We start from the raw sequence: 24522 nt of genomic DNA on the forward strand, positions 1-24522 counted from the left end.
CCGGGTCAGCCGCCGTAGCGGCGATCACGCGTCGCGTAGTCGCGGATCGCCCGCAGGAAGTCGACTTCGCGCAGGTCGGGGCCGAGCGCCTCGACGAAGTAGAACTCCGAATGCGCCGACTGCCACAACAGGAAATCGCTCAGCCTCTGCTCGCCCGATGTGCGGATCACGAGGTCGGGGTCGGGCTGCCCGCCCGTGTAGAGGTGCTCGCCGATCTGCTCGGGCGTGAGGCTCGCTGCCAGGTCTTCGAGCGACCCACCGCCCACCTGGTGCTGCGCGATGATGCTGCGCACGGCGTCCACGATCTCGCCGCGGCCGCCGTAGCCGACCGCGAGATTGACGTGCAGGCCGGTATTGTGCGCTGTGCGCTCTTCGGCGGTCTTCAGCACGCGGGCGAGGTCGGGCGGCAGACCGTCCGAGCGGCCGACGTGCTGCACGCGCCAGCCGGGTTCGCGGGAGAGCTCGTCGGCGAGCTCGGCGATGATCTCGATGAGGTCGGAGAGCTCTTGCGAGTCGCGTTTGCGCAGGTTGTCGTTCGACAGCAGATACAGCGAGACGACGCGGATGCCGAGGTCATCGCACCAACGCAGGAACTCGTGCATCTTCGCGGCGCCGGCACGGTGGCCGTGTGCGACCGTCGTATAGCCGGCCTGACGCGCCCAGCGCCGGTTGCCGTCGATCATCATCGCGACGTGATTCGGCACCGTCTCCGGCGTGAGCACACGCTTGAGCCGTGAGCTGTACAGGCGGTAGAGCAGGCCTCTGCCCTCATCGGATGCCTTCGCCGTCACGCGTCTACGCTATCGCTCCGCGCCCGCACGAACACGGCAATCCGCCGCGCCGCGTATGTTCTGCCCGGCATGCGCCGCCGCGTAGGCTCAGGGTGTGCCCGAGAACACACCCGCCGAGGGCGTCGAGATGCCCCAGCTGCCCCTGCTGGAAGCCGCCGGCGACAGCGCCCAGATCGAGCTGAAGCCGAGCTGGCGCGGTTGGATCCACGCGGGGACCTTCCCCGTCGCGATCGCGGCGGGCATCGTCCTGATCGTGCTCGCTGATGGGGCGCCCGCGAAGTGGGCATCCGCCGTCTTCATGGCGACCTCGGTGTTGCTGTTCGGCAATTCGGCGCTGTACCACCGGTTCAACTGGGGTGCGACGACCAAAGCCGTGCTCAAGCGCATCGACCACGCCAACATCATGCTGCTGATCGCGGGCACCTATACGCCGATCGCGGTGCTCGCGCTGCCGCCCCAGAAGGGTCTGCTGCTGCTGATCCTCGTGTGGTCGGGCGCACTCCTGGGCATCCTCTTCCGCGTGTTCTGGATCAACGCGCCGCGCTGGCTGTATGTCGCGCTGTACCTGCTGCTGGGCTGGGCGGCCGTCATGTACCTCGTCGATCTGTTCGAGGCGAATGTCGCGATGATGATCCTCGTGATCGTCGGCGGGCTGCTCTACACCGGCGGTGCCATCTGCTACGCCCTCAAGCGGCCCAACCCGTGGCCGGGCCACTTCGGCTTCCACGAGATCTTCCACGTGTGCACGGTGCTCGCGTTCCTGTGCCACTGGACGGCGTGCCTGCTGATCGCGCTCGACCCTGTCGTCCCGTCGCTGGGCGTTCCCGCCTGACCCGTCAGCGCTGGGCGGGGCCGCCGTCGCGGGGGGAATCGTCGCCTGCGGGGTCGTCGGCCGCGGGGTCGTCATCCGCGTCGAGGTCTTGGTCGTCGACATCGGTCGCCTCGACAGCGGCTTCCGCCTGCGCCTCGGCATCCAGCTGCTCGTTGATGTCAGCGCGGTAGCCGGCCCGGCGGATCCGTCGCAGCATGTCGATGATGAGGAAGACCACGACGACTGCGATCAGCGCCATGGCGGCGAACCCGACGAAGCCCGGGGTCACCGAGTCGGGGTCGACCGTCATGGAGGGCGACGGCGTCGCCAGGCCTGCCGCCAGAATCTGCCCGGTCGCAAGTGTGTGCATCGTTCCTCGGTTCATCGGTGCGCCGACCCGCTGGTGCGCAGGTCCTCGGGCTGCGCGCACAGCGCGTAGCCTGGAGGTCCAGCCTAGAACGCCGCGCCCGCGGGCACGCCCCGCACACACCACCGGAACGGATCCGAGATGACCACCGCCACGCTGCCCGACGATGTGCGGGCAGAGCTCGACGACCGGTACGGCCGCGGGCGAGGCGGGCGCCGGTGGGGATGGATCGCCGGCGCCGCCCTCGCGGTGGCCGCCGTCGGGTACCTCGGCTGGACGACCGTCGCGCAGTCGGTGACCTCCGTCGACTTCGACACGACGGGGTACTCATACATCGACACGCACACGATCACGGTCGATTTCCAAGTGACACTGCAGCCCGGTGCGGCGGTCACGTGCGCCGTCGAGGCGCAGGACACCGAGCACGGTGTCGTCGGCTGGCGCGTGATCGAATACCCCGCGGATGCCGCGCACACGCGCGCGTTCCGCGAGACGATCCCCACCGTCGCAGAGGCGACGACGGGTTTGGTGACCTCTTGCTGGATCCCGTAGGCTGATCCACACATCACGCGCCCCGGCTGCCTGCCGGGGCGTTTGGCTTACGCCCCGACCGATCAAGGAGAAGACACGTGGCAGACAGCACGGAGACCTTCCTCACCCAGGACGCCTACGACCGACTCGCCGCCGAACTCGAGCAGCTGTCGACGACGGGACGCGCCGAGATCGCGGCGCGCATCGAGGCAGCCCGCGAAGAGGGCGACCTGAAGGAGAACGGCGGCTACCACGCAGCCAAGGATGAGCAGGGCAAGCAGGAGGCGCGTATCCGCACGCTACAGGCGTTGCTGAAGGATGCCGTGGTGGGCGAAGCCCCCGAGTCGGATGGCACTGTGCGCGGTGGCACCGTCGTGACAGCGATCGTCGCCGGAGGCGAAGAGGTCTTCCTCCTGGGCAGCCGCGAGATCGCGGCGGGTTCCGAGCTCGACGTGTACAGCGAGGCATCCCCTCTCGGCGCGGCAATCCTCGGCCTTGCCGAGGGTGCGAAGACGTCCTACACCGCGCCGAACGGCCGCGAGATCTCGGTCGAGATCGTCAAGGTCGACACCTACGCCGGGCAGTAGTCCCGCGCGGCGCTCCTGCGGGGGCGTCCTGCTCGAAAAGTTGGCGCACATGCGCGCCTCGCGCACAGGCAACCCCTCATTTGCGCCAACCATTACTGGCTGCGCCGAAATGGCTGGCGCGAATGCGCACCTCAAGGGCATCCAACCCCTCATTTGCGCCATGAAATCGCGCCCGAAGGCCGCGGAAGCGACCCCGCGCCCGTTAGTCCTCGACGACGCGGGGGTGGAAGCCGGCTTCTTCGAGGACGCTGATCACGTGCGCGCGGTGCTCCTGACCGCGTGTCTCGACGCTGAGCTGCAGGATCACCTCGCTGATCTGCAGGCCCTGGCCGTGGCGCGTGTGCAGCACCTCGATGACGTTCGCGCCGGCGATCGACAGCAGCTCCGACACGCGCGCCAGCTGACCGGGGCGGTCGGGCAGCGGGATCTGCAGCGTCATGTACCGGCCGGATGCCGCGAGGCCATGCGCCACGACCCGCTGCAGCAGCAGGGGGTCGATGTTGCCACCCGACAGGATCACGGCGGTGGGGCCGGATGCCTGCACCTTGCCCGCCAGGATCGCCGCCACGCCGACGGCTCCCGCGGGCTCGACGACCTGCTTCGCACGCTCGAGCAGGCTCAGGATCGCACGGGCGATGTCGTCGTCGGTGACCGTGACGACCTCGTCGACGAGTTCGCTGATGATCTCGAACGGGATGTCGCCCGGGCGGGCGACGGCGATGCCGTCGGCGATCGTCGGCGTCGTCTGAACCGTCAGCGGCTCGCCCGCGGCGAGGGACGACGGGTAGGCGGCCGAGTTCTCGGCCTGCACGCCGATGACACGCACCGTGCGCCCCGCGGCCGCAGCGCGCGCCTTGACGGCCGCCGCGACGCCCGCGATGAGCCCGCCGCCGCCGATCCCGAGGATGACGGTGTCAAGGTCGGGCACGGCGTCCCACAGTTCGAGCCCGAGCGTGCCCTGGCCGATGATGACGTCGCGGTGGTCGAACGGGTGGATCAGCACGGCGCCCGTGCGCTCGGCGAACTCCGCGGCCAGGCGCAGCGGCGTCTCGACCGTCGCCCCCTCGAGGATCACCTCGGCGCCGTAGCCGCGCGTCGCGAGGAGCTTGGGCACGGGCACGCCCAGCGGCATGAAGATCGTCGCGGGGATGCCGAGCTTCTGTGCCGCCAGGGCGACGCCCTGAGCGTGGTTGCCGGCGGATGCCGCGACGACGCCGCGCGCACGCTCGGCCTCGGTCAGGCGCGACAGCCGGTACGTCGCACCGCGGATCTTGAACGATCCGGTGCGCTGCAGGTTCTCGAGCTTGAGGTAGACCGGCTGCCCGAGCACGTCGGACAGGTGCTCCGACACGTCGAACGGGGTCTGCACGATGACGTCGCGAAGGACGGCGGCGGCGTCTTCGAACTCCGCCAGGGTGGGGGTGGTCACGCGGGGTTCCTCCTGCTGCGCGGAACGGTACTCCAGATGAGATCGCGTTCGGTGGGCGGAGCCCCGCCGCCGTGTCGCTCGGACAGATATGCGGCGACGACGTTGACGAACGCGGCCAGCGGCACGGCGAACAGGGCACCCGGGATGCCCGCGATCATCGCGCCACCCGCGACGACGAGCACGACTGCGAGCGGGTGCACCTTGACGGCCGAGCCCATCAGCAGCGGCTGCAGCACGTGGCCCTCAAGCTGCTGCACGCCGAGGATCACGACGAGCATCCACAGGGCGATCCAGGGACCGTTGTAGACGAGGGCGAGGAACACCGCGAGGGCGCCCGTGACGACGGCGCCGACGAACGGGATGAACGCACCGAGGAACACGAGCACGCCGACGGGGATCGCAAGGGGCACGCCCAGCAGGGCCGCGCCGACCCCGATGCCGATCGCGTCGATCGTCGCGACGAGCAGCTGCGTGCGGGCGTAGGTGACGACCGTCGCCCAGCCGGCGCGGCCGGCACCGTCGGCATCCGCCCGCGCGCGGCGCGGGAACAGGCGCACGACCCAGCGCCAGATGCCGCCGCCGTCGGCGAGGGTGCACAGCAGGATGAACAGGGCCAGCACAGCACCGGTGAGCACGTGCCCGACGGTCGATCCGATGACCAGGGCGCCCGACCACAGCGCGCCGACCTGCTGCTGCAAGAAGTCCCACGCCTGAGCGAGCACGTCGTCTATCTGCGTCGTCGTCAGGTGCAGCGGCCCATCGATGAGGAACTGCCGCAGCGCCGCAATCGACTCGGTCGTCTTGGTCTGCACGCTCGACCATTCCTGGGTGATCTGCCAGACCGCGAGCCACAGCAGGCCGCCGACGATCGCGAGCGCACCGACGACCGAGATGACGATCGCGAGCCAGCGCGGCACGCGATGGTTCAGCAACCACGAGAACGCGGGCCACAGCAGTGCCGTGATGAGCAGGGCGACCAGCAGCGGCACGACGAGGAGCTTGAGCTGGATCACGAGCCAGATCAGGATGCCCGCGGCGATCGCGATCACGACGAAGCGCCACGCGTAGGCGGTCGTCACGCGCAACCCGTGCGGGAGGCTCTCGTCGATCTCGGTGCGCACGGTCTTCGTGCGGATCGCATCGAGCAGTCGGCCCCGGGGCTTGTCACTCCGGTCGGACTCGTCGGTACCGCTCATCTCGCCAGTCTAGGCGCGCACTGATGCACGCACGGGAATGCATGCGCCTGACGGCATCCATGCGGAGCGCATTCCCAGCCGACGCGCCGCATCTAGAACTTCCCGCCGATCTCGCGCAGGCGTGCGATGCGATCGGCGATCGGCGGGTGCGTCGCGAACAGCCGTGAGACCGCCCCCGGCCGCAGCGGGTCGCTGATCCACAGGTGCGCCATCGACGTGTTCGCTCGCGTCAGCGGCCGCCCCTGGTCGGCGAGTTTGGCGAGCGCCGACGCGAGTCCGTCGGGGTCGCGCGTCGTCATCGCGCTCGTCGCGTCGGCGAGGTACTCGCGCTGGCGCGAGATGGATGCCTGCACGATGCCCGCCAGCAGCGGTGCAACGATCGCCGCGACGACGCCGAACAACAAGAAGACGAGTTGGGCCTGGTTGTTGCCGCCGCGGCGCCCACCGCCGAAGAAGGCGACACGCATGAGGATGTCGGCGATGAGGCCGACGGCGACGACGAGGCCGAACACGATGAGCGAGACGCGGATGTCGTAGTTGCGGATGTGGCCGAGTTCATGCCCGAGCACGCCTTCGAGCTCGCGGTCGGTCATGATCTCGAACAGGCCCGTCGTCACCGTGATCGCGGCTTCGTCGGGTTTGCGGCCCGTCGCGAATGCGTTGGGCGCGGCATCCTGCACGACGTACAGCCGCGGCATGGGCGTGCCCGTCGTGATGCAGAGGTTCTCGACGATGCGGTAGTACCGCGGCGCGTCTTCGCGCGTGACCTCCTGTGCGCCCGACAGCGCGAGCGCCTCACGGTCGGCGAAGAAGTACTGCGCCGTCGCGTAGCCGGCCGAGCCGACGAGGATGAACGCGGTGATCCACCAGTTGTTACCCGCGAGCCACCCGGCGACAAGACCGATCAGGCCCAGGAACAGCACGAACCCGCCGAGGATGAACCAGGTGTTGCGCTTGTTGCGCGCGATCGCGGAGTACATGGCTCACCGGGTGCGAACGCCGCGGTGCGGCACCGACCTGGCTCGGCTCAAAACTGGATCCGCGGCGGCTCCGAGATCGCGGCCCCGCCGGTGACCTCGAAGAACTCGCGCTCGTGGAAGCCGAGGTTGCGCGCGAACATGTTGTTCGGAAAGACCTTGATCTTCGTGTTCAGCTCGCGCACGCCGCCGTTGTAGAAGCGGCGGGATGCCTGGATCTTGTCTTCGGTGTCGACGATCGACTGCTGCAGCTGCAGGAAGTTCTGACTCGCCTGCAGCTGCGGGTAGGCCTCGGCGACGGCGAACAGCGACTTCAGCGCCTGCTGCATGTGGCCTTCGGCAACGCCCGCTTCAGCGGGCGACTGCGCCCCGAGCGTCTCGGCGCGGGCGCGCGTGACGTTCTCGAACACGGCTTTCTCGTGCGCGGCGTAACCCTTGACGGTCTCGATGAGGTTCGGCAGCAAGTCGGCTCGACGTTTGAGTTGGACGGTGATGTCGCTCCAGGCCTCGTCGACGCGCACGTTCAGCGCGACGAGCGAGTTGTACGTCGCCCACAGATAGATCCCGAGGATCACCACCAGCGCGACCACGATCAGAACCGGGATCAGCCACGCCATATCCATACGTCTCCCCTCGACTTGTGCTCATCTTATCTGCGGCGGCGGACGCTCCACCGTGCGCGGCGGAGGTTCTCAGCCGTTACTCACCCAGCACCCGCCGCAGATAGGGGTTGCCGAACCGGCGGTCGGGATCGAGGCGATCACGCAGGGCGACGAAGTCGTCGAAGCGCGGATAGCGCCCCCGCAAGGCCGAGGCATCCAGCGTGTGCATCTTGCCCCAGTGCGGGCGGCCCCCGTGGGCGAGCATGATCTGCTCGACGGCGGTGAAGTACGCCGTCGGGTCGGCCCTCCAGTAGCGGTGCACCGCGATGTAGCCGCTCGCGCGGCCCGCCGCCGTCGACAGCCACAGATCGTCGGCGGCGGCGACGCGCACCTCGACGGGGAACTCGATGCGCCAGTCGTTGTCGTCGATGACCTGCTGCACCCCGCGAAAGGCGGCGGCAAGGTTCTCGACGGGAACGGCGTACTCCATCTCGCGGAACCGCACGCCGCGACTCGTCGCGAAGACGCGATGCGAGGCATCCGAGAACGAGCGATCGCCCCAGACCCGCGCCGACATGCGGTTGATACGCGGCACGAGTGCGGGCACGGCGCGCCCGGCGCTGCACACCGCCTGATGCACGCCGTTGCCGACGATGAGGTCGTCGACGATGCGGGATGCCCGGGACAGCGGCGCCGTCGTGGCATCCGCCGGGAGCCTCGTGTTGGTCTTGGTCAGCGCGACGTCGGTGTGCGGAAACCAGTAGAACTCGAAGTGGTCGACGGCGTCCGCGCGCGCGATCACGTTGTCCACAACCTCGTCCAGTGCCTCGGGGCGCTCGATCGCCTGCAGCACGAACGTCGGCACGCACTGGATCGTGACGTCGACGAGGATGCCGAGGGCGCCCAGCCCCAGCGCGACGGCGGGCAGGAGCTCGGGTTCGTGGTCTTCGTCGACCGTGAGCAGTTCGCCGTCGGCGGTCACGAGGGTCGCGCCGACGATTTGCGTCGAGAGGCCGCCGAAGCGCGCGCCGGTGCCGTGCGTGCCGGTCGAGATGGCACCCGCGATCGACTGCCGGTCGATGTCGCCGAGGTTCGTCATCGCGAGGCCGTACGGCGCGAGCAGCGCGGGGATGCGGTGCAGCCGCGTTCCCGCGAGCAGGCGCGCGCGCGACCGCTCGCGGTCGACCGAGACGAGTCCGGACAGCTCGGTCAGCTCGAGGAGCGTGCCCGGCGCGACCGCGATGCCCGTGAAGCTGTGCCCCGCGCCGACGGCCTTGATCGGCCGGCCCCGGGTCGCGGCGGCGCGCACTGAGCGGCGCACGGCCTCGATCGTGCTCGGGTACTCGACATACTGCGGCCGAATGTGCTCGGTGCGCGCCCAGTTCTGCCAGATGCCGCCGGGTCTGGTCACAGGAAGCTCTTCCCTTCGCCGCGGTAGGTGGCCGTCTCGCCGACGAGCTGGTCGCCGCTGGTCAACAGGTAGTGGTCGACGCGCTCAGCGAGCTCGCCGCTCTTGGCGTGCCGGAACCACGTGCGGTCGCCGATCTTCAGTCCACGGGCGGCATCGCCCTGCAGCGGCGTCTGCACCTCGCCGGCGCCCTCGCGGGCGAGGGTGTGCAGGCCCGCGGGCCAGGCTGGCAGGGGCTGGCGCGACGCGACGGGCGGGCCCGAGGCGATCCAGCCGCCGCCGAGGACGGTCGCGATGTCGGGCGTGGGCTTGCGGACGACCTCGAGCGCGAAGGCCGCGGCGGGCGCGGGCGAGAACGCGCGGTAGAGGTCGAACAGGTGGCCCGCGAGCAGACCGCTGCCGGCCGTCGTCTCGGTGACGGCGAGGTCGGATGCCGTGGACTCCAGCGACCCCGTCCCTCCCCCGTTCACGAACTCGAGCTGCGTGATCTCACGCAGGCCCGCGACGATCGCGCCGCGGCGGTCGAGCAGTTCCTGCCCCGAACGGCGCTGCATCCAGCGGATCACGGCATCGCCCGAGCCGGTGTCGTCGGGCTGGCCCGCGATCTGGGCTTCGTACATCATGAGGCCGACCAAGCGGAAGCCCGCCCGCGCGACGATGCCGCGCGCGAGCCGCGCCACCTCGCTCGCGTCGTGCACGGGCGAGCGGCGCACGCCGATGTGACCGAGCACGGGGGCGCGCCACGAGGCATCCGCATCGATCGCGACGCGGATCGTCGCGCGGGCAGGCGCCGCCGCGATCGCGTCGATGAGGTCGAGCTGGGCGAGGTCGTCGACCATGAGCGTGATGCGGGATGCCTTGTGCTCATCGGCGGCGAGCGTCGCGAGCGCGGCACGGTCGACCGTGGGGTAGCCGAGGACGATGTCGTCATGCGTGTCGGCCAGCCAGAGCGCTTCGGGCAGCGTGAAGGCGAGGATGCCCTGGTAGCCCGCGACCGCCAGCGTGGCATCCAGCACCTCGCGCACCCGGATCGACTTGCTCGCGACGCGGATCGGCACGCCGCTCGAGCGCACCACGAGGTCGAGCGCGTTGTGCCGCAGCGCGTCGACGTCGATCGACGCGACGGGGCCAGCCGCGCTCGCGACAGCGTCGGTGCGCGAGCGCCAGTAGCGAGCCGGGTCGCGCCACGGCTCCGCGATGGCGGGCTGAGACACGGGTTCGGCGAGCAGGTCGAGGCTCATGGGAGGCTCCTTCGCACGGGTGGCACAAGCCTACGACGGGACGGAGTCTCTCTTGCGCCGCGACGCCGGGTCGGGTTGCGCGCGGGGTGCTCGTGCTGGTTGGGGTGGGCGAGCGATTTGGGTGGCGCAAATGCCTACCTCGAGCGAGTTGAGGTGGTCATTTGCGCCACCTATTTCGGCGACCGGATGCCCCGGGCGCGAGCGCCTACGCTCGCGCGAGCGCGAGGATGCGGTCCGCCGCCACGGCGGCTCCCGGCGGCGCGGAGCGCAGGCGGGCGCCCGTCGCGGCGGCGCGTTCGCGCAGCGCGGCATCCGCCAGCATGTCTTCGACTGTGCGGCGGAGCATCGCCGGGTCGCTGCGCGGCGAGAGCTTCGCGCCCAGGCCTTCCGCGGCGATGATGTCGCCGATGAGGGACTGGTCAGCGGTCGGATTGAGCGGCAGAACGATGAGGGGGATGCCGTGCGCGAGCGCCTTCATCGTCGTGGAGTGCCCGCCGTGCCCGATCACGAGCGCCGCACCGGGGAAAATCTCGGAGTGGGGTACGAACCCCTCGATCGTCACGTTCGCGGGCACCGTGCGAGGCCGCGAACCCTGGATGTCGCAGCTGCCCGTCGTCACGATCACTTCGACGGGCAGGCCCGCGAGCGCGTCGATCGCGCGCCAGTACACGGCGCGCATGCCTGCCAGCGGCGTGCTCGAGAAGCTCACGATGACGCGGGGAAGGCGGCTCGCGGATGCCGGTGCCGCCACGCCCACCTCGGTGGTGCCAGTCCACGCATAGCCGGCGAGTTCGGGGGCGCCGGAGGCGGGATCGAGCTCGCGGTCGGTGAGCAGGAGGCGCAGCGCGGCAGCACCCCACAGCAGACGGGGCGAGTGGCCGAGCCCGCGGAGCAGCCCGGACACGAGTCCGTGGAGAGCTGCGCGCCGCCAGAACTCCCCGAAAGTGTGCAACAGCACGACGACCGGGATGCCTGTGCGCTGGGAACCCGCGATCAGGGCGAGCGCCATGCAGTCCACGACGACGATGTCGGCCCGGCGGTCATGGACGAGGCGTTCCGCGTCAGCCGCGAAGCGGCGGCTCAAGAAGATCCCCGCCTGACGTGTTCCCGGCGGTTCCCACCGTCCCGACGCGTCGCGCCGGGCCGCCCATCGCGCGTCGACCGCGACCGGGTACGCGTCGGACCCCCGGTCGCCCGCTGGCTCGGCGGCGGCGAGTCCCGCTATCTCGACCTCGATTCCTCGGCGGCAAAGCTCCTGGGCGATCGCCATCGTCGGCGGCACGTTGCCGCCGAGGTTCGCGGTCAGGAACAGCGCCCTCACGGCTCGACCTCGAGCACCGTCGGGCGGCGCGCAGCGAGCTCGGTCTCGGTGCGCGGCCAACCGGCGGTCGCGGGAGCTGTCTTTCGTGGCATGTCGACTCCGCTCCGAGCAGATGGGCGACGATGGGTGCACTCGTGGCTCGCGGCGACCCGCGACGAATCAGCCACGACGATGGCCGCGGGCCGTCCCCCGAGCCAACGGCGTCAGCGTAGCGCCACCTGCGCAGCGGCGAAAGGCTACCCGTGCTGCGCGAGCGCCCCGAACGAGATCTGCAGCAGTTCGAGCGGCGTGGGGCGGGATGCCTCGCGGCTCGGCCCCCGGCCGCTCGGCGTCATGCTCGCTCGATAGGGTCGTCGCATGGACGACGAGCTCCGCAACGCGCAGGCCCGACGTGAGATCCTTGCCGCGTACGTCACGGCGCTCGATGATCCGGCGCGACTGCTGCGCGTGTGCGCGGAGGTCGGCGGCGACAACGACGACGCACGGCGCGCGGTCGCTGCGGCGTTCGGTGTGTCGGTGCATGCCGCCGACGCGATCCTCGCGCTGCAGGTGAGGCGTTTCACGCCGCGCGAGATCGACAGGGTGCGCGGCGAGTTGGCTGAGGTCGACCGGCGACTCCGGGTGCTCGGGGCGTAGCAGCGAACGGCAGCCTGCACTCAACGGCGGTACTGAGCGGGAGTGTAAGGACCGACCTGCAGCGCCTTGCCGAGTTCCTCTCCCTCCCACCCGAAGTGCAGCTCGCTTCGCACGATCCACCAGCGCCCGTCGCGGCGCTCGTACCGATCGACGTTGCGGGTCGTCGACATCACCTCGGGGCGCCGCTTCGCTTCGTTGTACGCGAGGGTCAGCACGTAGTACTCACTGGCCGCACCGTCGCCGTCGATGTCGATCAGCACGTTGGTGACCGCGTGCCGCATCACCGCCCAGCTCTCACCCGCGCCGTATCCCGGGTTGAATCGCACGACATCGCCGGCGACCTTCTCGAGGATCTCGTCGAGGTTGCGCGAGAGCACGTGCCCCGCCCCCGTCGCGATCTGCGCGTCCGCCGCGAAGACCTCGCGATACAGCGCCGCCTCTGTCGTATCGCGTCCCTTCGCGTACCTCGCGATCAACTGCGCGATCGCGTACGCGTCATCACCGATGCTCATCGCTCCCCCATTCAGTACGGCTGGTTCAGCACGGCGATCGCGCCGCCCATGAGCTTCTGCTGCTCCGGCCCGGTCGGCAGGTTCTGCTGCTCGCGCTGCGACAGCGCGACGCTCGTGTTCACGACGGCGCTCACCCGTGGCCAACGACGCTCGCGAAAACTCTGGAATGCGTCCTCGATGGACGCCGCGGACTGAAGCTCCTGTGCGAGCACGACGCCGTCTTCCAGCGCCATCCCACCGCCCATGCCCATGTGCGCCGTCGTGGCATGCGCGGCATCCCCGATCAGCAGCACGCGCCCACGGTGCCACTTCTCGAGGAGAATCCAGTCGAACGGACGGGGAATGATCTCGTCGTCGGGCTTCAGATGATCGCGAAGCTGCACGATCGCGGGTGCCGTGTACTGCGCCATGAAGTCCCGCAGCACGACGTAAGCCTCTTCCTGACTCAGTCGCGTGCGCGGCAGATTGAGCACGAACGGGCAGTAGGTCTTGTCGGGATACGGCTGGTAGTAGAAGGCCATGCGCCCCTGCTCCCCCTGCACGTACCACCCCTCCGGCTCGATGCCCGTCGCATCCGAAAGCCAACGGACGCTCATCTGGCCCGCGTACTCCGGCTCAGGCGCCTCGGGAAAGACGAGTTCCCGCACTTTCGAATAGCACCCATCAGCACCGATCACGATGTCGTAGCGGTCGATGCCACCCGTCGAGAAGGTGACCTCCACGGCATCCTCGGTCTCGACGATCTCATCGACCGTCGTACCGGTCAGCAGGCGCGCACCCAGCTCCGACGCGCGGTCGACCAGCGTCGCCGCCAGCGCGGGGCGGTACACGCCGATGGGCATCAACCCGCCGGCCGGAATATCCGGCTTCGCCGGAGGCAGCATGAGCGTGCTGCCGTCCGACGCGTACATCCCGGGTGCGGCAAGCCCCGGCTGGCCGTCGGCCGCGACCTGTTCGTAAACACCCAACTCGGCGAGCGCATTGGGCGCACGCCCCGCGATACCCATGCCGGCACCGACCGCGCCGAACTGATCCGCGAGTTCGACGACATCGACGTCGATACCGATCTGCTCGAGCGCGATCGCGGCGGAGAGCCCCGCGATCCCGCCGCCGACGATGAGAGCCCGTGAAACCAAGGCCATGAATCACTCCTTTGTTCATCCACCCCGTTTGGCAGAAGGCCAGTATCGGGAGCGGATGGCGGATGTGACGCCGGCTATCGAGAACGCTGATGGTCGCCATGCGCGGGACGTATCGCCCCGGCTGGCCGCACTCCGAGTGCGCTGAGGTCACGCAGATAGTCGAGCTGGGCGCGCATCCACCGGTGTTCGCGATCCGCGTTGTGCGTCGGATGCCACCAGAAGGCGAGCACGATGGGGTCCATTGCAAACGGCGGTTCCAGCACCCGTAAGCCTGTACGCGCGTGGCCGGCATCCAGCAGTCGCTCCTGGATGAGCCCCACACGATCCGTTCCACGAATGCACAGCGGCATGTCAGAGAACCGGTCGACGACGACGGCGATCTTCATCGCGATCGACGCCCACTCGTTGCGCTGCATCTGCACCGGCGAGACGCGGCTCGACTCGAACGGTGTCACCCAAGGCAGCGCACTCAGTTGGGGAATGGTCGGCCGCTCGCTCAGTCGCGTGTTCCCCTCGTCGGCGATGACGACCCACCGGTCCGTGTACACATCGAGGTGCGGCATCTCTTCGGGGAAGTACCCGTGCGGAGCGATCGCGCCGTCGATGTCGCGGGTGCGCACCTCGTACGGCATGAGCTCGTTGGGCGGGAGATTGCGGAACGCGACTCGCACGTGCGGGGCGCGGCGCGCGACCTCGGCGCTCCACCGCGCACCCAGCGCACCGAGGCCGTAGTCGGACGAAGCGATCGCAAACCGGCGGGTCGAGGTCGACGGGTCGAACTCCAGGTGCGCCGAGAACAGGTGCTCCGCCGAATCGACGACCTCTGCCACCATCGGGCGCAGCCGCACGGCGAGCGCCGTCAGCTCCATCTCGTTGCCCACACGGATGAGCAGCTCGTCATCGAAGTGGGCGCGCAGTCGAGCCAGTGATCGCGAGACTGTCGGCTGCGCGAGGTTCAGCCGTTCCGCGGCGCGAGTGACGTTCGCCTCTCGCAGCAGTGCGTCGAGCGCGACCATCAGGTTGAGGTCCAGCCCGCCGATGTTCACGGCTCCATTCTCCCGTGCGGCCTGCCGAATCGGGAGCATGGCGGCATGCACCCGGCGGATACCGCCTATTGCCCGCGCGCATTCCGTGGCATCCGATGTTGCACCGTCGGGTACCAATGACCAACGGATGCCACACCGCACCGACGCGGCGGACCGCCCGAGGCCCGCGCATCCGCCGACAACGAGGTCAGAGAGGACCTACTGATGACACAGCATGTCACTCCCCGCAGAGGCCGACTGCTCGGTTTCACCGCGGCCGGCGCGGCCATTGCGCTCCTCGCCGGATGTAGCGCCGGCAACGACACCCCTGAGGCAGATGTCACGCCCGCGTCGAGCTTCACGATGGTCGCCCCGACCTCGGGTTCGGGCGAAACGCCTGCCGAACTCATCGCGGCCGACTACGAGGCGGCGACCGGCGTGCACATCGACGTCACAGCCATCCCCGCCGACTCCTATGACAGCACCGTCAAGACGCAGCTGCAGGGTGGCTCCGGCGCCGACCTCATCATGGTCACCGGCGGCAAGCTCTTCCCCACCTCGGTCGGTCCGCTCGTCGACGCGGGTCTGTTGAGGCCGCTCGAGGGCGATGCCTCCGCGGCACTCATGACGCCTCAGACCGAGGCACTGTTCACGGGTGACGACGGCACCGTCTACGCCCAGCCGACGGGCACGGTGGTCTACGGCCTCGTCACGAACGACGCGACCGTCGCGGCATCCACCGGCTCGTTCCCGGAGACGTTCGACGACCTGCTCGCCGGGTGCACGGCCACGGCGCAGAACCCGGCGTTCCTCGGGCTCGCGGGCACGACGTCGTCGAGCACGTCGATCGTCGTCGCGGAGCTCGCCGCGAACCTCGTCTACGCCGTCGACCCGGAATGGAACCAGAAGCGCGCCGACGGTGAGGTCACCTTCTCCGACAGCGACCAGTGGCACGCCGTCTTCGACACGCTGACCGAAATGGTCGACGCGAACTGCTTCCAGCCTGGAGCCGAAGGCGCCGGGTTCCCCGACCTCGTCGGCGGGCTCATGCAGGGCGGGATCCAGACGGTGGCGCTCCCCTCGCTCCTCCTCGCAGAGCTCTCGCGTCAAGCCGGTGCTGAGCTGCCGCTCAGCGTGCAGACGCTGCCCGCCGATTCAGATGGCAAGGCGCTGCTGATCGCGCAGCCCGGATCGGGCCTCGGCATCAACGCCGATGCGGACCCGTCCGCCCAGGCGGCCGCGCAGGACTTCCTCGACTGGCTCGCCGAGCCGGAGAACTCCGCCACCTTCGCCGGTTACGAGGGCTCGATTCCTGCGGCCGACCTCGGCGACGCATCGAAGATCCCCGCGGCATTCGCTGCGGTGGCGGATCAACTGGCGGCGGGTGACTACACCTACCTGCCGTCGAGCGACTGGACCAACCCGGAGGTCTCGGCCGCGATGGGCGACGGACTCACCGCGATCCTGACCGGGCAAGGCGACACGGCCTCTGCACTGGCCGCGATGGACGCCGCCTGGGGCGCGTGACACCAGCGACGCCCCGCGGGGTGCGGGAACGGCTCCTGCCCGTGCCCGTACCCCGCCCCGAACATCGAAGAAGGAAACCGCAGTGAGCACAGCGACCGAGCGCATCCTGACCTCAGGGCGCGGCGACAGGCGCGTACGGCGTGATCACACAGCCCCCGAACCGCGGCGCCTCATCCGCTTCGGCTCCTGGTGGTGGGCGTTGCCGGCCATCACTCTGATGGTCGGAGCGATCTACCTCGCAACGGCGACGGGTGCCTTCTACGCGTTCACGAACTGGAAGGGCCTGGGCGACTTCGACTTCGCCGGCCTCGACAACTTCGCCCGCATCTTCACGGATCCAAAGATGGTGACCGCCCTCGTGAACACGCTCGTCCTGGCGGCGGGTTTCGTCATCGGGACGAACGTCATCGGGATGATGTTCGCGCTCGCTCTGCATCGCACGCTGCGCACGCGCCACGCATTGCGCGCGCTGATGTTCTTGCCGGTCATCCTGAGTCCGCTCGCGGTGTCGTACCTGTGGCGATTCATCTTCGAGTACAACGGACCGCTGAATGCCGCGCTCGAGTCTCTCGGACTTGAGACATGGCAACGCACGTGGCTGGCAGATCCCACCTGGTCGCTGTGGGTCGCCTTGTTCGTGATGGTCTGGCAGGCCAGCGGCATCGCCATGGTCATCTACATCGCCGGCCTGACCGGTGTTCCCGAAGAGATCGAGGAGGCCGCCGCCCTCGACGGCGCCGGCGCCTGGACGCGCTTCTGGCGCATCACGATGCCCTCCATCAGACCTGCCGTCGTCATCGCGCTCACGCTGACCACGATCCAGGGGCTGCGGACCTTCGACCAGATCATCGCGCTCACCGGCGGCGGCCCCGTCGGCGCGACCGAGACGATGGCGACCCAGGTGTGGAAGCAGGCGTTCGTCAACAACAACTTCGGCTACGGCGCGGCGATCGCCCTCGTCCTGACGCTGATCATCCTCGTCTTCGCCGTCATCCAGCAGGCGGCAGGACGCCCGCGCCCCGAGGAGGGCTGATGTTCCGCTACACCAAGGGCATCGCCGTGCGAGAAGTGATCCTGTGGATCATCACCGCGTGCGCGCTGTTCCCGTTCTGGATCCTCATCGTCACCGCGCTCAAGCCGACAGATCAGCTGTACACGACAAGCGCAGCCGTGCCGACGGCGATCGACTTCTCGTCGTTCGTCTCAGTTCTCACCGACGAGCGCAACAACGTCGCACGGGCTCTCGTCAACAGCATCCTGATCACGGTCATCGCCCTCGCGGGGCTGCTCGTCTTCGGCTCGCTGTGCGCGTACGTCATCGCTCGAAGCACCCGCGCCTGGACGAAGGTCACGTTCTATCTCGTCCTCATCGCGATCCTGCTGCCCACGCAGCTCGGAACCCTCCCGCTGTACATCGGCGCGAAGTCACTCGGGCTCACCGGAACGATCTGGGGCGTCGCACTCGTGTGGATCGGGATGCTGATGCCGTTTGCGGTGTTCCTGTACGCCGGGTTCTTCCGCTCACTCAGCACGGAGTACGAGGAAGCAGCCGCGATCGACGGCGCCACACCCGCGCAGACGTTCTTCCGGGTCGTTCTGCCGATCATGGGGCCCGCGACCGGCACCGTCGCGATCCTCACCGGCCTCATCGTGTGGAACGACTTCTTCACGTCGCTGCTGTTCCTCAGTGGCAGCGACGCACAGACCATCCCCGTCACGATGTACTACTTCGTCGGGGGCTCGGTCACTGAGTGGAACAAGATCTTCGCGATCGTGATCATCTCGATGGTCCCGATCCTCGTCTTCTACGTGTTCGCGCAGAAGCAGTTCATGCAGGGGTATTCGGGAGGAGTGAAGGGCTGATGGCAAGGAAGCTGCTGATCGTGCTGTCGGAGGACGCCGCGGGGCACGAAGAGGCGTATGCCGCTTGGAATGCAGAGCACGTCGAGGTGATGGCACTTCTGCCCGGCATCCGCTCGGCTCAGGCCTTCCACATCGACGCGGCCTTCGAAGAGGTGATCGGCGAGCGTCCCGAGACGCCACGATATCGGCACCTGAACGTCTTCGAGGTCGACGAGGACTTCCCCGGCCCACGACCCGGGACACCCGTGCCTGACCAGCCGGGCGGCACCGGGCCGAATCGACCCGCCCCATTCCTGTTCGTCGCCGTGACGGACGAGCACCGAAAGGACCTCGCGTGACAACGTATCTCGTGCTCTATCGGCGGCCCGCCGCCGCGCCCGACCCGATGGCAGACCCGGACCCCCAGGCGATGGCCGAGGGCAAAGCCGCCTGGGGCGCGTGGCTTCGCGGCGCCGGCGATGCCGTCGTCGACTTCGGCTCGCCCACGTTCCCCGTCGAGCCTGCCGAAGGGCCCGACCGGATCAGTGGGTTCACGATCCTGCAGGCCGGATCACGAGCAGAGCTGGAGTGGCTGTTGTCGACCCACCCTCACCGCACCGAAGGCAGCTTTGAGGTGCACGCGTTCGCTCGACCGCCAGGGGCGTGATCTGAAGCACCGGGATTGGCATCGCGGGGCGATAACGTGAGTGTGGCTGGCGACACAGCCACCGTTCCCCCAGAAAGACCCCCCGATGTACGCGCTCCTCCTGGCGATCATCTATATCGCCTTCATCAGCCTGGGCCTGCCCGATTCGCTCATCGGCGCCGGCTGGCCCGTGATGCAACGCGATCTCGACGTGCCGATCGCGTTCATGGGCTTCGTGACGGTCATCATCGCCGGCGGCACGATCGTGTCGAGCCTGGCATCCGAACGTCTCACACGACGCTGGGGCGCGGGTCTCGTCACGGCGGTCAGCGTCGGGATGACCGCCGCCGCGATGCTCGGCTTCGCGTCGTCCGGCTCGTTCTGGATGCTGTGCCTCTGGGCGATCCCCTACGGGCTCGGCGCCGGCGCGGTGGATGCCGCCCTCAACAACTACGTCGCGCTGCACTTCGCCGCGCGCCACATGAACTGGCTGCACGCCTGTTGGGGCCTCGGCGCATCGATCAGCCCCTTCATCATGAGCTCAACGCTGAGCGCCGGGATGCCCTGGAACAGCGCGTACCTCATCGTCGGGATCATCCAAGCCGTCCTGACCTTCGCCCTGTTCGCGAGCCTGCCGCTGTGGGGCCGCAATCGCACGACCGTGCCGCTCGCGAGTGGGGACAGCAGCCAGGCGGATGCCCCGGAGCCCGCGCCCGCGCACAAGACGCCGCACGTGCCCCTCATGACCGCGCTGCGCATCCCCGGAGTCCCCTACGTGCTGACGGCCTTCTTCGCGTATTGCGCGTTCGAGGCGACGGCGATTTTGTGGGCATCCACGTACTTCGTAACCGACCGCGGCGTCGAGCCCTCGCTGGCCGCCGCGTTCGCCGCGATGTACGTGCTCGGGATCACCGTCGGGCGCTTCCTCGCGGGATTCGTCGCCGATCGGGTCGGCGACAGAATGCTCATCCGCGGCGGCTTCATCATGGCGGGCGTCGGTGTCGTGATGATCGCGCTACCCTTCGGCGGCAGCGCGTTTGCACTCGTCGGCCTCGTGATCGCGGGCCTGGGCTCAGCGCCGATCTACCCGGCCATCATCCACTCGACCCCGACGAACTTCGGCCGCGAGAACTCGCAGGCGATCATCGGCATCCAGATGGCCTCTGCCTACGTCGGATCAACCCTCGCGCCGCCCACCTTCGGCTTCCTGGCCGAAGTGACAGGCACCTGGATCTTCCCGCTGTTCCTCGGCGTCCTCGTCGTTCTCGGCCTCGTCATGTCGGAGCGTCTCGCACGGCGGTGACCGCGGTCAGAAGTCGAGGAAGTCAGCGAGCCACCTGCGCGCGGCGTGGAGACAATCGGCCGACACCTGGCCCGCAATACCCGTGACTCGGCTGCGCGACAGCGTGCGCGGCTGCTCGGTCATGATCCACGACGGTTGATCGAGCCCGCTCGGCCCCTCAACGGCGACGTGGTTCGGCCAACCCCGGTCGGTGGTGGTGATGGGCAACGCGATCACCAGTGTCGTCACCGCATCGAGATACCCCTCGGAAGCGACGACCAGCACGGGGCGGTGCCCACCCTGTTCTCGCCCTCGCACCGGTTCAAGCAATGCCCAAGCGATCACACCGGGCGCGAGTTCAATCGCCGTCACGACGCGTCAGACAGCTCAGACCGCTCCCACTCAGCGGTCTCCGCAGCATATGACGCCATGGTCGCTTCATCGGTCCGGCCGATGGCGAGCTTCAATTGCTCGAGGCGACGCCGGCGATCCTCGCCGTCGGCCAGGTGCTCGAGATGCACGCCAAGCGTTACTCCATCGCGTGCAGCCTGACGCTTCAACCGATCACGCAGCTCGGAGCTCACCTTGATCGTCGTTGTCATACTCTGAGTATACCGCCGACGGCTACTCGACTGCCCGGAGGATCACCAGGTGCTCCACCCACTGACGCAGGAAGCGCGGCTCATCCATGCGCCTGCGGCGCATCCAGGACGTGACCTCGTCGTTGGACTTGCTCGCGTTGCACGACCGGCATGCGGGCACGACGTTCTCGAGCGTGTAGCGACCGCCGCGCGATATCGGCAGGACGCAGTCCTTCTGCAGCGCGACGCCGTCGGCGCCGCAGTACGCGCAACGCGCCCACACGTCGAGGATGCGGAACCACTGGGCATCCGTCAGATCACTGCCGGATGCAGCGACGCGCCGCGCTCGCCTGCGCGACGCCCGCGCGCGACGAGTCTGGGCCACCATGTGGGAGACGCTACCGGCGCGTGTGCGGGCGGGCGGCGCGGCGCGCGGCCGTCGACCGTACGCCGCCATCCGTCACAGCAGCGCCGCGGCGGCTCTCAGGCCCTCGGCGTCCGCCGTGGCCCACCGCGTGACGATGCGCTGGGCGCGCTCGGCCTCGACTCCCGTCAGACGTGCAAGCAGGGGGCGAACGACACCGAGCGCGAGCGGTTCGACAAGGTCGGGGATGCCCGTGCTGCGCAGGAACCCCTCGATCCGCGTGAGGTCGTTGCCGGTCAGCGTGTCGACCTGGCCCTGCAACAGCACGACCGCCGCGAAGCGACGCTCGAACACCGGCGCCGCCCACAGCTCCGACGCGAGCGCGGTGATGTCGTCGTGCTCGAGCCCGCGGTGGCGACGCAGCGCATCGCGAACCGTGCCGCGGATCGCGCCGACCGATGCCCCGTAGACCGCCAGCCCACCGACCGAGGCATCCCCATCGGCCCACGTCCGCCATTCCGATGCCTCAGCCCGCAGCGTGCGGTCGATGAAGGCAGCGGCGGGGGAATCCATGTGTCCATCCTCGCGCGTTGCGGGTGTGGCGCAGCCGGTGCGGCGGGGCGGCGGGATGGTTTCGATACACCGCCTGCGGCGGCTACTCAACCACCGGTGGGAGGCGCACGCGGCGGCGGACTCACCGCGGCGTACCCCCGGTCGGACTCGAACCGACACTGAAGCGATTTTAAGTCGCCTGCCTCTGCCATTGGGCTACGGGGGCGTCTGCCCAGGTTAACGCGAACCCCCGCCTCCGACGCATCGGAAGCGGGGGTTCGGCGCGGGAACTCAGTTCGCGGCGGAGTCGGCCGGGGCCTTCTCAGCGGCGGGCTTGGCAGCAGGTGCCCTGCGCACGGGCGCCTTGCGGACGGGTGCCTTCTTCTCGGCCACCGGAGTCTCGGCGGATGCCTCTGCGGGCGCGGCGGCGGATGCCTCTGCAGCCGGCGCAGCGGCCGCTGCAGGAGCGGCCAGCGCAGCGGCAGCAGCCGGCGCAGCCGCGGCCGGAGCGGCCGGGCGCGGGCGCGCGGCGAACTCCTCGAAGACGTAGCGCGGGTTCTGCACCGTCTGCAGCGACACGTTGTCGCGCGTCAGCCAGAAGTTGTGCCACCAGTCGCCGATGACGCGCCACTTGCGCTCCCACGACGGCATGGCCAGGCCGTGGTAGCCGCGGTGCGCGCACCACGCGATGAAGCCCTTGAGGGCGAGGTTGCCCGACTGGAAGACACCGTTGTACAGACCCAGGCCCGCGACGGCGCCGAGGTTGTGGTGGATGTACTCGCGCGGCAGCTCGTCGCGCAGCACGGCGACGAGGTTCTTCGCGAGCAGCTTCGCCTGACGCACGGCGTGCTGAGCGTTCGGCACGCAGTAGCCGCCGACGCCCTTGCCGGTGAGGTCGGGAACGGCGGAGATGTCACCGGCAGCCCACGCGCCGTCGACGATCTCTTCAGCGGTGCCGACGCGCAGGTCGGCGCGCGTGCGGATGCGGCCACGCTCTTCGACGGGCAGGTCGCTGCCGCGCACGACGGTCGGGTTCGCCATGACACCGGCGGTCCAGACGATGAGGTCGGTCGGGATCGACTCGCCCGTCGACAACTCGACAACGCCGTCGACGGCGCTCGTGAGCTGCGTGTCGAGGTGCACGTTCGCGCCGCGCTTGGCGAGGCTCTTGAGCACCCACTCGCTCGTCTCGAGCGACACCTCGGGCATGATCCGGCCCATGGCCTCGATCAGGTGGAAGTGCGTGTCTTCGAAGCTCAGCTGCGGGTAGTCCTTCAGCAGCGACGAGGCGAACGCGCGCATCTCGGCGAAGACCTCGATACCCGCGAAGCCACCACCGACGACGACGACCGTCAGCAGGCGGTCGCGCTCGGGGCCGGCCGGCAGGTTCGCGGCACGGTCGAAGTTCGTGAGGATGCGATCACGGATCGCGACTGCCTCTTCGATCGTCTTCAGACCGATCGCGTTGTCGGCGATGCCCGGAATCGGGAACGTGCGCGAGACGGCGCCGGCGGTGACGACGATCTGGTCGTACGTCTCCTGCCAGGGCTCGCCCATCTCGGGCGTGATCGTCGCGGTGCGGCCGGCGTGGTCGATGCCGGTGACCTTCGCCGTCACGACGCGCGTCTTCTTGAGGTGGCGGCGCAGACCCACGATGACGTGGCGGGCCTCGATCTCACCGGCGGCGACCTCGGGCAGGAACGGCTGGTAGGTCATGTAGGGCAGCGGATCGACGATCGTGACCTGGGCCTCGCCCTTGCGCAGCTGCTTCTCGAGCTTCCACGCGGTGTAGAAACCGGCGTAGCCACCGCCGACGATGAGGATCTTGGGCACGGCGCGGACGGCGGTGCTGGACGCTGTGTCAGTCACAGGTGGAAGGACTCCTTGAATCAACGGCTCGAAGCACGTGCGCGCTCCGATCTGATGCGCCGGGCAGCAGCAGTGACGCCGAGCGCCACCAGTATAGCCGCCAGCGTGCCCCCCACGAGCGGCACGGTGCCGTATCTGAGCGTGTCCGCGCTCGGCAGCAGGGGCGATCGCTCCACGACGTGGTCGGCGGCAGGCAGTTCGGGAACGACGACGGGCGTCGCTGATGTCGACGGCTGCGGCAGCGGAGCCACCTCGGCGCGGCGGTACAGACGCACCCATTCGGCGAGCGTCATGCCGAGCGGGCTCTTGTCGACGGTGGCGACGGATGCCGAGACGGCGCCGGCCGCGTTGATGAGGCCGTAGCCGTACGTGGCATCCGGCACCTTCTTGGCCCCGGCCGCGGGCCGCGCCGTCTTGATGATGCGGTTGATGACGTTGTCGGCGTTCAGTTCCGGGTGCGCCGACCGCACGAGCGCCACGACCCCCGCCACGATCGGCGCGGCACCGCTCGTGCCCTCCCAGCGCACGAGCTGCCCATCCGCCGACACGCCGAGCAGCTGCTCACTCGGGGCCGAGACGCCGATCGTGATGCCCTGAGTGGATGCCTCTTCACTGGCGATCTCGTCACGGTTGACCCCGGCGACCGTCAGGACTCCGGGGATCGTCGCCGGCGCGCCGACTTCTTCGGTGCCGCTGCCCTTATTGCCTGCCGCGACGACCACGACCACATCGTGGTCGAACGCGTACTGGAACGCGCTGTCCCACGAGGTGTCCCACGTGAGGGTGTTCGTCGTGAACGACAGGTTGATGACGTCCGCGCCGTGGTCGACGGCCCAACGCATCGCGTCGGCGACCTGCTGCACGAACGGCACCGACGACGCGGCCCCGAAGCCGATCGAGATCGCCAGCAGATTCGCCTCGGGGGCCACCCCGATCATGCCCGTGTCGTCGCCGGTGCCCCGCGAGGCGGCGAGCGACGCGACCCAGCTGCCGTGGTTTCCGTCGACGGCGCCCACGGGTTTGCGACCGTCGGCGGCGCCGACGCCCGAGAAGTCCGCACCGCCCACGACGCCGGAGAACTCGACGGGGGTGCGCCCGATGCCGGTGTCGATGATCGCGATCGTCGTGCCCCTGCCCTTGGTCGTCTGCCACGCGTCGCGCACGCCGTACTCGTCGAGCCAGTACTCCGCGTCGCGTGCGACATCGGCCTGCGACTCCGGCGTGGGTGTCGCCGACGCGGCGGGGGCGGGCGCCGATGCCTCCGAGTCCGCCGCGACGGACGC

28 protein-coding genes and 1 tRNA gene are annotated in these 24522 nt (G+C 69.2%); 10 read left to right on the plus strand and 19 right to left on the minus strand.

Going from position 1 to position 24522, the window contains the following annotated elements; all coding sequences use genetic code 11:
* Positions 1–5: 5 nt before the first annotated feature.
* Positions 6–791, minus strand: coding sequence for an isoprenyl transferase (locus BGO46_RS01690; protein ID WP_292677843.1), 786 nt, complete (start codon positions 789–791; stop codon positions 6–8).
* Between the two features lie 127 nt (positions 792–918).
* Between BGO46_RS01690 and BGO46_RS01695 the strand changes: the two genes are divergently transcribed.
* Positions 919–1623 carry a hemolysin III family protein gene (locus BGO46_RS01695; protein ID WP_292677905.1) on the plus strand — a complete coding sequence of 235 codons (705 nt, stop codon included), beginning with the start codon at positions 919–921 and terminating at the stop codon, positions 1621–1623.
* 4 nt (positions 1624–1627) lie between these two features.
* On the opposite strand, the gene BGO46_RS01700 is transcribed toward BGO46_RS01695, so the two are convergent.
* Positions 1628–1972 (minus strand): hypothetical protein, encoded by a 345-nt coding sequence (locus BGO46_RS01700; RefSeq protein ID WP_292677841.1) that lies wholly within the window; start codon positions 1970–1972, stop codon positions 1628–1630.
* A 138-nt stretch (positions 1973–2110) separates the two neighbouring features.
* On the opposite strand from BGO46_RS01700, the gene BGO46_RS01705 reads away from it, so the two are divergent.
* Positions 2111–2521, plus strand: coding sequence for a DUF4307 domain-containing protein (locus BGO46_RS01705; RefSeq protein WP_292677840.1), 411 nt, complete (start codon positions 2111–2113; stop codon positions 2519–2521).
* Between the two features lie 77 nt (positions 2522–2598).
* Positions 2599–3087, plus strand: a complete 489-nt coding sequence (gene greA, locus BGO46_RS01710; protein ID WP_292677838.1) for a transcription elongation factor GreA — start codon at positions 2599–2601, stop codon at positions 3085–3087.
* A 202-nt stretch (positions 3088–3289) separates the two neighbouring features.
* Here greA and ilvA read toward each other — a convergent pair whose 3' ends face one another.
* From ilvA to BGO46_RS01745, 7 genes are all read right to left on the minus strand, one after another.
* Complete coding sequence (gene ilvA, locus BGO46_RS01715) at positions 3290–4516, minus strand: threonine ammonia-lyase (RefSeq protein ID WP_292677836.1); 1227 nt, start codon at positions 4514–4516, stop codon at positions 3290–3292.
* Positions 4513–5712, minus strand: coding sequence for an AI-2E family transporter (locus tag BGO46_RS01720; protein WP_292677834.1), 1200 nt, complete (start codon positions 5710–5712; stop codon positions 4513–4515). The genes ilvA and BGO46_RS01720 overlap by 4 nt, the downstream gene beginning before the upstream one ends.
* A 92-nt stretch (positions 5713–5804) precedes the next feature.
* Complete coding sequence (locus tag BGO46_RS01725) at positions 5805–6692, minus strand: M48 family metalloprotease (RefSeq protein WP_292677832.1); 888 nt, start codon at positions 6690–6692, stop codon at positions 5805–5807.
* Positions 6693–6739: 47 nt separating this feature from the next.
* Positions 6740–7306 carry a LemA family protein gene (locus tag BGO46_RS01730; protein ID WP_292677903.1) on the minus strand — a complete coding sequence of 189 codons (567 nt, stop codon included), beginning with the start codon at positions 7304–7306 and terminating at the stop codon, positions 6740–6742.
* An 82-nt stretch (positions 7307–7388) separates the two neighbouring features.
* Positions 7389–8702: a D-arabinono-1,4-lactone oxidase gene (locus BGO46_RS01735; RefSeq protein WP_292677830.1), complete on the minus strand. Its 1314-nt coding sequence runs from the start codon at positions 8700–8702 to the stop codon at positions 7389–7391.
* Positions 8699–9940: an alanine racemase gene (locus BGO46_RS01740; RefSeq protein ID WP_292677828.1), complete on the minus strand. Its 1242-nt coding sequence runs from the start codon at positions 9938–9940 to the stop codon at positions 8699–8701. Before BGO46_RS01740 ends, BGO46_RS01735 begins: the two co-directional genes overlap by 4 nt.
* Before the next feature lie 205 nt (positions 9941–10145).
* Positions 10146–11261, minus strand: a complete 1116-nt coding sequence (locus tag BGO46_RS01745) for a nucleotide disphospho-sugar-binding domain-containing protein (RefSeq protein ID WP_292677825.1) — start codon at positions 11259–11261, stop codon at positions 10146–10148.
* Positions 11262–11618: 357 nt separating this feature from the next.
* Between BGO46_RS01745 and BGO46_RS01750 the strand changes: the two genes are divergently transcribed.
* The gene (locus BGO46_RS01750) at positions 11619–11897 is read left to right on the plus strand and encodes a hypothetical protein (protein WP_292677823.1); all 279 of its coding nucleotides are present in this window, start codon (positions 11619–11621) and stop codon (positions 11895–11897) included.
* Positions 11898–11917: 20 nt separating this feature from the next.
* Here the strand turns inward: BGO46_RS01750 and BGO46_RS01755 are convergent, their stop codons facing one another.
* From BGO46_RS01755 to BGO46_RS01765, 3 genes are all read right to left on the minus strand, one after another.
* Entirely contained in the window at positions 11918–12409 is a 492-nt protein-coding gene (locus BGO46_RS01755; RefSeq protein ID WP_292677821.1) for a nuclear transport factor 2 family protein, read from the minus strand.
* Between the two features lie 11 nt (positions 12410–12420).
* Positions 12421–13551, minus strand: a complete 1131-nt coding sequence (locus tag BGO46_RS01760) for an FAD-dependent monooxygenase (protein ID WP_292677819.1) — start codon at positions 13549–13551, stop codon at positions 12421–12423.
* Positions 13552–13625: 74 nt separating this feature from the next.
* Positions 13626–14597 carry a LysR family transcriptional regulator gene (locus BGO46_RS01765; RefSeq protein ID WP_292677817.1) on the minus strand — a complete coding sequence of 324 codons (972 nt, stop codon included), beginning with the start codon at positions 14595–14597 and terminating at the stop codon, positions 13626–13628.
* Positions 14598–14801: 204 nt separating this feature from the next.
* On the opposite strand from BGO46_RS01765, the gene BGO46_RS01770 reads away from it, so the two are divergent.
* From BGO46_RS01770 to BGO46_RS01795, 6 genes are all read left to right on the plus strand, one after another.
* Positions 14802–16103 (plus strand): extracellular solute-binding protein, encoded by a 1302-nt coding sequence (locus tag BGO46_RS01770; RefSeq protein ID WP_292677815.1) that lies wholly within the window; start codon positions 14802–14804, stop codon positions 16101–16103.
* An 82-nt stretch (positions 16104–16185) separates the two neighbouring features.
* Entirely contained in the window at positions 16186–17136 is a 951-nt protein-coding gene (locus BGO46_RS01775) for a sugar ABC transporter permease (protein ID WP_292677813.1), read from the plus strand.
* On the plus strand, positions 17136–17966 hold the full coding sequence (locus BGO46_RS01780; RefSeq protein ID WP_292677811.1) for a carbohydrate ABC transporter permease: 831 nt from the start codon (positions 17136–17138) through the stop codon (positions 17964–17966). Before BGO46_RS01775 ends, BGO46_RS01780 begins: the two co-directional genes overlap by 1 nt.
* A complete protein-coding gene (locus BGO46_RS01785) occupies positions 17966–18304 on the plus strand; it encodes a hypothetical protein (RefSeq protein ID WP_292677808.1) in 339 nt (112 codons plus the stop codon). The genes BGO46_RS01780 and BGO46_RS01785 overlap by 1 nt, the downstream gene beginning before the upstream one ends.
* Positions 18301–18612, plus strand: coding sequence for a hypothetical protein (locus tag BGO46_RS01790; RefSeq protein ID WP_292677806.1), 312 nt, complete (start codon positions 18301–18303; stop codon positions 18610–18612). Before BGO46_RS01785 ends, BGO46_RS01790 begins: the two co-directional genes overlap by 4 nt.
* 85 nt (positions 18613–18697) lie before the next feature.
* Positions 18698–19894, plus strand: a complete 1197-nt coding sequence (locus tag BGO46_RS01795) for an MFS transporter (RefSeq protein ID WP_292677804.1) — start codon at positions 18698–18700, stop codon at positions 19892–19894.
* A gap of 6 nt (positions 19895–19900) precedes the next feature.
* Here the strand turns inward: BGO46_RS01795 and BGO46_RS01800 are convergent, their stop codons facing one another.
* The 7 genes from BGO46_RS01800 to BGO46_RS01830 form a co-directional block, all read right to left on the minus strand.
* The gene (locus tag BGO46_RS01800) at positions 19901–20245 is read right to left on the minus strand and encodes a type II toxin-antitoxin system PemK/MazF family toxin (RefSeq protein ID WP_292677802.1); all 345 of its coding nucleotides are present in this window, start codon (positions 20243–20245) and stop codon (positions 19901–19903) included.
* Positions 20242–20475 (minus strand): hypothetical protein, encoded by a 234-nt coding sequence (locus tag BGO46_RS01805; protein WP_292677800.1) that lies wholly within the window; start codon positions 20473–20475, stop codon positions 20242–20244. The genes BGO46_RS01800 and BGO46_RS01805 overlap by 4 nt, the downstream gene beginning before the upstream one ends.
* Positions 20476–20497: 22 nt before the next feature.
* Positions 20498–20842, minus strand: coding sequence for an HNH endonuclease signature motif containing protein (locus BGO46_RS01810; protein WP_292677799.1), 345 nt, complete (start codon positions 20840–20842; stop codon positions 20498–20500).
* A 72-nt stretch (positions 20843–20914) separates the two neighbouring features.
* The gene (locus tag BGO46_RS01815; RefSeq protein WP_292677797.1) at positions 20915–21391 is read right to left on the minus strand and encodes a DNA alkylation repair protein; all 477 of its coding nucleotides are present in this window, start codon (positions 21389–21391) and stop codon (positions 20915–20917) included.
* A 132-nt stretch (positions 21392–21523) separates the two neighbouring features.
* Positions 21524–21596 (minus strand) — tRNA-Leu (locus BGO46_RS01820).
* Positions 21597–21661: 65 nt separating this feature from the next.
* Positions 21662–23203: an FAD-dependent oxidoreductase gene (locus BGO46_RS01825; RefSeq protein ID WP_292677901.1), complete on the minus strand. Its 1542-nt coding sequence runs from the start codon at positions 23201–23203 to the stop codon at positions 21662–21664.
* Positions 23204–23259: 56 nt separating this feature from the next.
* Positions 23260–24522, minus strand: a 1263-nt coding sequence (locus BGO46_RS01830) for a S8 family serine peptidase (RefSeq protein WP_299985075.1), incomplete at its 5' end; no start/stop codon positions are given.

This window comes from Microbacterium sp. 70-16 (assembly GCF_001898315.1).
Taxonomy (GTDB): Bacteria; Actinomycetota; Actinomycetes; order Actinomycetales; family Microbacteriaceae; genus Microbacterium.

Coding starts and splice junctions, on each gene's coding strand:
- BGO46_RS01695 (WP_292677905.1), top strand. CDS start 919: ATGCCCCAGCTGCCCCTGCTGGAAGCCGCCGGCGACAGCGCCCAGATC.
- BGO46_RS01700 (WP_292677841.1), bottom strand. CDS start 1,972: ATGCACACACTTGCGACCGGGCAGATTCTGGCGGCAGGCCTGGCGACG.
- BGO46_RS01705 (WP_292677840.1), top strand. CDS start 2,111: ATGACCACCGCCACGCTGCCCGACGATGTGCGGGCAGAGCTCGACGAC.
- BGO46_RS01720 (WP_292677834.1), bottom strand. CDS start 5,712: ATGAGCGGTACCGACGAGTCCGACCGGAGTGACAAGCCCCGGGGCCGA.
- BGO46_RS01725 (WP_292677832.1), bottom strand. CDS start 6,692: ATGTACTCCGCGATCGCGCGCAACAAGCGCAACACCTGGTTCATCCTC.
- BGO46_RS01730 (WP_292677903.1), bottom strand. CDS start 7,306: ATGGCGTGGCTGATCCCGGTTCTGATCGTGGTCGCGCTGGTGGTGATC.
- BGO46_RS01740 (WP_292677828.1), bottom strand. CDS start 9,940: ATGAGCCTCGACCTGCTCGCCGAACCCGTGTCTCAGCCCGCCATCGCG.
- BGO46_RS01750 (WP_292677823.1), top strand. CDS start 11,619: ATGGACGACGAGCTCCGCAACGCGCAGGCCCGACGTGAGATCCTTGCC.
- BGO46_RS01755 (WP_292677821.1), bottom strand. CDS start 12,409: ATGAGCATCGGTGATGACGCGTACGCGATCGCGCAGTTGATCGCGAGG.
- BGO46_RS01760 (WP_292677819.1), bottom strand. CDS start 13,551: ATGGCCTTGGTTTCACGGGCTCTCATCGTCGGCGGCGGGATCGCGGGG.
- BGO46_RS01770 (WP_292677815.1), top strand. CDS start 14,802: ATGACACAGCATGTCACTCCCCGCAGAGGCCGACTGCTCGGTTTCACC.
- BGO46_RS01780 (WP_292677811.1), top strand. CDS start 17,136: ATGTTCCGCTACACCAAGGGCATCGCCGTGCGAGAAGTGATCCTGTGG.
- BGO46_RS01785 (WP_292677808.1), top strand. CDS start 17,966: ATGGCAAGGAAGCTGCTGATCGTGCTGTCGGAGGACGCCGCGGGGCAC.
- BGO46_RS01795 (WP_292677804.1), top strand. CDS start 18,698: ATGTACGCGCTCCTCCTGGCGATCATCTATATCGCCTTCATCAGCCTG.
- BGO46_RS01805 (WP_292677800.1), bottom strand. CDS start 20,475: ATGACAACGACGATCAAGGTGAGCTCCGAGCTGCGTGATCGGTTGAAG.
- BGO46_RS01810 (WP_292677799.1), bottom strand. CDS start 20,842: ATGGTGGCCCAGACTCGTCGCGCGCGGGCGTCGCGCAGGCGAGCGCGG.
- BGO46_RS01815 (WP_292677797.1), bottom strand. CDS start 21,391: ATGGATTCCCCCGCCGCTGCCTTCATCGACCGCACGCTGCGGGCTGAG.